The sequence below is a fragment of the Candidatus Latescibacter sp. genome (assembly GCA_030692375.1).
Taxonomy (GTDB): Bacteria; Latescibacterota; Latescibacteria; order Latescibacterales; family Latescibacteraceae; genus JAUYCD01.
In genome coordinates, this window is record JAUYCD010000228.1 from 1 (window position 1) to 6,888 (window position 6,888).

Genomic DNA, 6,888 nt, shown 5'->3' on the forward strand with positions numbered 1-6,888 from the left:
AAGAATATTTACCTTAATTTCTTCAAAATTGAATTATTTTCGATGTAACATATGTTCACTCTATCTGTAATTTCTTTTTAGAAAAATAGGCGGTGATAATTCTTTAATACTTTTTCATTACTTCTTGTTATACAATAGGATAAGCTTTATTTTGTAATGTATGGTAAGTGATTGATATTTATGTAAAAAATTGAAATGACAATTTTACGAATAATCCGGGTTAAATCTAGGGTAACCATTTTTTGAATATATGATGCGGCCTTGTCTATCCAATTCTTCCATGCGATCTACTGCATATACCCAACATCGTGTAGCAGGCGGACGTTTACCTTTCCATTCATATATCTGTCCAGTGGATGCACGTTGCATGGAAGCCGTTAGATTATCAAGGCTATACTTACGTCCTGTCCCTTCTTCGATGAAACGATAGGTTTTATCAATATATGATTGGTCTAAAGGACGATAAACCTGGTTCCATTGTTCTTTGCCTAATATTTTGGCATACAAGAGAATAACATCATGTACAGCACCGAATTTTCTTTGAACATTACCTTTGGCGTTTATTCTTTGCCAAATAATTTCATTTTTATAATTCTCTCCTCCGAATATTGAATCAAGCACAATCTTCAAATAATGGCTTGCGGTCGGGTCGCAATGGAGGTAGATGCTGCCTGTCGGTTTGAGAACCCTGCGCATCTCAACCAGGCGCGCCGCCATCATGGCAAGATAGGCTATCATATCGTTCTGCCCCAAAAAAGAATGAAAAGCATCCATAAGAGCGGCGAGCTTCTGGGGACCGCGGGTGACCAGGTCATGATAAGTTTCCGCAGCGGCGGCGTCCCAATGCCAGGTGTCGTCGAACGCGGTGATCTGCGCCGAGGAATCTGAGCCGTTCTTCTCCCGGAAGAGGACATTGTAGGTGGCCTTGGAGTTGAACGGCGGATCGAGATAGATGAGGTCAACACTTTCATCATCGAGGTACTCGCGCATGATGCGGAGGTTGTCGCCGTAATAAAGCTTGTTTTTCCAGGGGGTCATGAGGGATTTCCTTCATATAGTCAAATTGGGGTGAGTTTATTCCTCTCTTTCTTCCGCCGGTATGTTCACCAGCATGACAGCGCAATGCCCGAAAGTATCGGCCCTTCCGTTCGGTTTGATGTCAGTGAATGCGCCGTTCCAGAAGATGAACAGCCGCCCGCCATTGTCGTCGATCACCGTGGAATAGGTTCCTCCGGTGATATAACCATACTTTTCATAATAGTAGGGGAAGAGAAACGCCAGCGCCTTCTTTGCGCCTGTTTTCGTGTCGTACTGCACAATCGGGGCGCCATCCTGCCAGCCGCCGCCGTGAGCGCCGGGGACGAAATAGATATACCGCCCTTTGGGGCTTCTCGCCATGGAAGCCACATAGGTCTGGGTTCCCGGCCAGATGATGCCCTTGTCCTCGATTATTTCCTTTTCCGGGTCGAAGGTGAATAACTCTCCCGGCTGGCTCACACACCAGAAGAGGCCGTCCGGGCCTCTTAAACGGGTGTGGGCGCGCATAAACTCGCGGGCGCCGGTCTTCTTTTGGGGCGGAATTGTGCAGGCAAGCCTGAAGAAGCGGTTTTTCGACGGGTCGTATTTGATGAAATGTGCCTCTTTATCGGAAGCATGGGTGTTTGATGAATAAACGCATCCTGTTGTCTCATCGATGAGAACCGAGCGGTTGCCCCATTCCAGGCTGTCGGGGAGGCATCCCGCCCAGCGCGTCCGTTGGTCTTTGATGTTCCAGGCGAGGAATTCGTTCGTCCGCCCTACGGCATACAGCATGCCCCGTTTGGCATCCACATGGAAGTACGGCCAGGAGACGCGCTCCAGTGGGACGCCGTAATCCACGATGTCTCCGGTCACCACATTGCAGCTCATCAGGTAACCGCCGCCATACCCGGTTGCGTAATCCTTTTCCAGCGGCTCGGGATACTTGGCCCAGTACGTGCAGAACCAAAGGTTCGGGCCGTCATAGAAGTCGATCCATCCGTGAATCTTGCCGTCGCCGAATCGGTCTTTTGTACGCCCGAGTACCTTGTTTATCTCCGGAAGGCAGCGGATATGCTTTTCGGCGGGGTCATATTCCACAAGGTACAGGTGAGCGTTATACCCGGCGTGGTCGCCGCAGGAGGAGTAGAATTTCCCTGTAGGCGGGTAGTAGTTCCCCTGCGACCAGTTGGACCAGGGGCCGACCTTGTTTCCGGCGGGCGGCTCGGAGAAAAATTTCGGCTCCACCGGAGCAATGCCGAACTCAATTGTCGGCGGGTTTTTCGCTACAGAAAATTCCTTCCCCGCCAGGCTAGCAATGGCGGGAGGCGGAACCAGCAGCTTCGGGTCTGAATCTACTACTACTTTAGCTGTATAAAGCAGGCCTTTTTTATCGAAACTTTCGGCGAGTGCTTTGCGTTTCACTTCGCCCGCCATCAGGGGAAGGGAATCCTCACGGGTTATCACCCCACGGTGCAGGACGCCGTAATTCCCGACTTTCACAATTTTTTGCCCGGCCGACTTCGGCTGACAATTTCCCGGATTGTTTATAAAGATGGCTGACACAACACCGATCAGGATAAAGAAGAAATAGCGGATCGAGAGCATAATGACTCCTTTGAAAAAGATAAAGTGGTAAAATGGTAAAGTGAAAAGATTGTTTTTTGGGGAGGGAGAGTCAAGGGAAATGTAAAAAAAGACAAAGTCATACCGAATATGTATAATGTTTACATGCGCTTTATATATAACCTTCATTTTTTTCATTTTCTCTTGCATAATTCTTTACAATTACCCGGCTTGGGATTATTTTTACCTTGCGAAATTAGCTTGTGAGATTGTATTCTGATATTTATCGTTGCTTTCATACTAAAACCAAAGCCATAACAAAGGAGTGGGAATACCATGAGAAAGATGCTCCCGATGCTATTTCTGGCAGCAACCGCAGTAGTAATCGCCGGACCGTCCTATGCCGCTGTTGTTCTGGAGCCCTATACATACAGCGAAAATTTCGAGGCGCGGCTTTTGGGCGCCTGGGCATCCTACCCCCTCTGGCAGGATATCGCTTATGACCCGAATTTCCGCATCAACGAGATCGTTCCCGGCGACCCCAATGTTTCCATTGAAGAGAAAGTGACTCCGTATACCAATGTGGATAATTATGCCGGGGCGCAGAAAATACTCGATATGTATCTTGTTCCCGGTTCCACAATCACCCTCCGATATTATCTGAAATCCAGTCTTCCGTTCGAGTATTTCAAAGTGCGCCTGGCGGCAGGTCCGGATGGCAAGGTAGATTATACTATCCCCGAGCCTGTTACGAACAAGTGGACTTGGATAAAAGTGACGTGGAACGATTTCATACAGGAGAACCCCAATCTGGCCGCAAAGGACCGGGTCCGGGTAAACGCCCTGGCTGTTTTGGCCAAATGCCCCACAGCCGATCCTTTCATGCCGTTCTATCTGGGGCTGGACGACATCACGTTCAAAGGGGCGCGGGCCATGGCATTTCAGTTCGTGGAGCCGCAGGTGTTAAAACTCCCCGAATGGAAGCCATATATACCCAAGAAATACTATTTCAAGGGGGATACCTTCTCTCTTCGCGGGAGTTGGCCGCTTAATGCCGGGAGGGTGGAGCTTACCGTCACTCCCTATGCCGACCGTAACAAAAAGGTACTCATCTCCGACCTGAAAAAACTGGAAGTCAAGAAAGGAGAAAAACCGAGCGATCTCTGGTCTTATTCCCAGGCGCTTACCCTGCCCGAAGGATTGTACCTTGCTACTCTCCGGGCTTTGGAGCCAAAAACGAACAACCTGCTCTCGGAGACCGTATTTACCATCCATGTTGCTCCGAAGAACATGGCCGGTAAACACCCCCGCCTCTGGTTTGACACGGCGAAAAAGGATCAGCTCATTGCCAAGCTGAAAACCGATCGGTTCAAGAGTGTATATGCAGGACTGACCAACACCGCGGAAGGCCAGCGGAACCGTCTGCCGGTGGACAGACTCTTCTACGACCTCGACCAGTATCCCGATGAGAACTGGCTGCCGACCTGGTCGGAATCAGGCTCCAAGATTCTCCCCTCGGGCGAAGCAGTAAATGCCAACGCTCTTGCTTATGCACTCTGCGGCGATAAAGCTGCGGGAGAGTATGCCAAGAATATACTGCTGAAACTGGCGACCTTCCCGACCTGGAATCATCCCTGGCAGATCAAGCGGGGACGGTTTGCCGACCACCGCTCCGGCGGCTGGTCGCACCGTCTGGCCCTCGGCTACGACCTGACCTATGACCTCATGACCGAAGAAGAACGGAAGATCATCCGAAAAGCCCTCGTAGATAATATCGTCATGGGGGCGTTCAAATCACATGTCTATGACAATAATGTCACCTCCGATACATCCAACTGGATAGCCATGATCGCTGGAGGTTCGCTGATGGTGCAGACGGCGATGTTCGGCGACGGCCCGGATGTGGCTATGACCGAGCCGTATTTCACCGGCACGGCGATGAAGCTTTATGATTTTATCTCAAAGGTGAATGATCCGACCGGCGCCTGGGGCGAGGGTCTGGGGTACAACAACTACAGCTTCGAGAACCTCTCCCGCAGTCTGCCCTCCCTGGAAAACGTGTTCAGCATCGACTTTACCAAACCTCTCGAACATTGTTTCAATGAATACATCTGGGCGGGAAAAATCAAGAACAGAGAGCAGTTCTATTACGGCGATTCCAACGGTAATATCGGTCCGGCCACCAACTACGCTTTCCTTATGGCCAAGACCAAAGATCCGCTCCTCGGCTGGTACTATAATTACCTCAAAGGTGGCGAGAATCTCTGGGATGCTCTGTATGAGACTCTCGATGTGCCCAAGAAGGACCCGTTCAGCGACAACCCGGTGCGGCTGTTCCGGAATGTTGGCACCACGGTGTTCAAAAGCGGCTGGGAGAATGACGACTTCGTGTTCGTCATGCGCACAGGCGCGTTCTACAACCACCAGCACCTGGACCAGGGGGCATTCTGGCTGGCCGACCGCGGAACCCTTTTCCTGGAAGAGCGCCATGGTTCCTCCTATTATGACGATCCGCTCTATCAGCCCTGGTACACGCAGCCGGTCGCCCATTCGACCATCCTCATCGACAGCAACCACCAGAGCCAGCGGGTAGGGGACCCTCTGGTGTTCGCTGACGGTTTCGATGATTTTGCACGGGTGACCCATTTCCTCGATGGCGAATTTGCTTCCTTCAGCGCCGGGGACATCGGCCGTCTCTATTGGGGCAAGGTGAAGAGCCTCGAACGGAACATGCTCTTCCTCAAACCGCGGATGGTGCTCATGCTCGACACCGCTGTTCCCGCCGAGCGCGACGCCGATGTAACCCTGCTCTATCAGACCGCGTATCTGAATGACATCACCGCCGGTGAAAAATATTCCACCATTACCAAGAGCGGAACCAGTCTCTACTTTATGCACCTTGCTCCGGAGAAAGTGACTGCGGCAGCGGAGGAAACTCCGCACTATCTCAGCACCCTCATGCGTCAAAATCCCCTGCAAAAGGAAGGCATGCTAAAGGTCACCGCACGCACGGATAGAATTCCTTTAGTTATGGCCAATCTGCTTACCACGACCAAGGGAGAGAAGCCGGATGTAACCTGCGAAGCGAAGAACGGCTGTATGGTCGGCAAGGCGGCGGGAGTCGATTTCGCCTTCAACACCAGACCCGGATTCGTTTACAATACCGGTGCGGTGCAGACCGATGCGGTGGCGGCAGCTTGGAAAGGTCCCAAGACCTTTGCCGCACGCTGCACTTCGCTCTCCCGTGACGGGAAGGCGCTGGTGGAATCGAAAGAGCCCATCACCTGCGAAATTTCTGCTTCCGGAATGAAATATTACTTGTCCGTAGAGGCCGATGTGGCGCTGGCGGCCGTTTCCGCCCCGCAGGGCGTCACGGTCAACGGGAAAGCGGTCGCCGGATTCAAATTCGATACAGCCAAAAAGATGGTGACTGTCAAGCTCCCCGCCGGGGAAGGTTTGGTGAGCGTGAGGTAAAAAGTAATCAGATCATCGAAGGTAAAAAAGGCCCGGGATTTATACTCGGGCCTTTTATATGCCCGTTTTTGGCCCGCAATCACAGGAAATATTTTACCGGGAAGATCGTCAAATCCGAAAAATGATACATCGCTTGTTTCTTTCCCACAGCCTGTCTCGCCTCCGATACTTTCACAGAGGATGAATATTTTGCAGGTTATAAAAAAACGCCCGGTGAAACGGGCGTTTTAACATCTTTGGGTGGAAAGAATTTGTTATTCCTTTGGCGGCCATTCAGGAGACGGTTCGGTTTCAGCATCAGGTTTTTTCCCGCATGAGACAGTCACCAGGGCAGTGATCACTGCGCTCAAGCTGAGAAATACATATGAAAGAAAATTCCTTCTCGTTTTCATTGGTTCTCCTTTTTAACGGTATCTCTTAGAGCGTAATCTTTTCCCTTTCCACGGAGAAAACACAGGTATAAACAGAGATCAGGGTCATTAACTATAAATATATAAATGGCCAGGAGCAAGGTCAAGGAAGAAAAATTTCTAATTATTAAATAAGGTTCTTCTCCGAATCAGTTGGTAAATTTAGCAGTGCAAAATGAGATAACTCTTTGAGAGGCAGCCCCCTAAATCCCCCAAAGGGGGACTTTGCATCGTTATGGATAAAAAAAGTTTTGTTACGTAAATAATCTAAGCAGACCTTAATCTGTCAAGCCTCAGCCAAAGGCTGACTTGCTTGGGCTTGACAGCAACTAATAAAATATTTCAATTCGGGTTGGATTGAGATCATTCCCTCAATGCAACCCTTATAAGTGCATTTTTTACCAACTCTTTTGGAGAAGAA

General features: G+C 50.1%; 4 protein-coding genes. 1 reads left to right on the forward strand and 3 read right to left on the reverse strand.

The annotated features are described in order from the left end of the window. Positions 1-204: 204 nt before the first annotated feature. Both Q8O92_13925 and Q8O92_13930 read right to left on the reverse strand, forming a co-directional pair. Complete coding sequence (locus tag Q8O92_13925; protein MDP2984413.1) at positions 205-1,038, reverse strand: DNA methyltransferase; 834 nt, start codon at positions 1,036-1,038, stop codon at positions 205-207. A gap of 36 nt (positions 1,039-1,074) precedes the next feature. Then, positions 1,075-2,625: a hypothetical protein gene (locus Q8O92_13930; protein MDP2984414.1), complete on the reverse strand. Its 1,551-nt coding sequence runs from the start codon at positions 2,623-2,625 to the stop codon at positions 1,075-1,077. Positions 2,626-2,919: 294 nt separating this feature from the next. On the opposite strand from Q8O92_13930, the gene Q8O92_13935 reads away from it, so the two are divergent. Beyond that, positions 2,920-6,057 carry a heparinase II/III family protein gene (locus Q8O92_13935; GenBank protein ID MDP2984415.1) on the forward strand — a complete coding sequence of 1,046 codons (3,138 nt, stop codon included), beginning with the start codon at positions 2,920-2,922 and terminating at the stop codon, positions 6,055-6,057. A gap of 254 nt (positions 6,058-6,311) precedes the next feature. Here Q8O92_13935 and Q8O92_13940 read toward each other — a convergent pair whose 3' ends face one another. Continuing rightward, positions 6,312-6,449 carry a hypothetical protein gene (locus tag Q8O92_13940; protein MDP2984416.1) on the reverse strand — a complete coding sequence of 46 codons (138 nt, stop codon included), beginning with the start codon at positions 6,447-6,449 and terminating at the stop codon, positions 6,312-6,314. Positions 6,450-6,888 lie beyond the last annotated feature (439 nt).

Bases quoted from the DNA above. Each gene is read 5' to 3' on its own strand.
- Q8O92_13925 (MDP2984413.1), bottom strand. From the start codon at position 1,038: ATGACCCCCTGGAAAAACAAGCTTTATTACGGCGACAACCTCCGCATC.
- Q8O92_13930 (MDP2984414.1), bottom strand. From the start codon at position 2,625: ATGCTCTCGATCCGCTATTTCTTCTTTATCCTGATCGGTGTTGTGTCA.
- Q8O92_13935 (MDP2984415.1), top strand. From the start codon at position 2,920: ATGAGAAAGATGCTCCCGATGCTATTTCTGGCAGCAACCGCAGTAGTA.
- Q8O92_13940 (MDP2984416.1), bottom strand. From the start codon at position 6,449: ATGAAAACGAGAAGGAATTTTCTTTCATATGTATTTCTCAGCTTGAGC.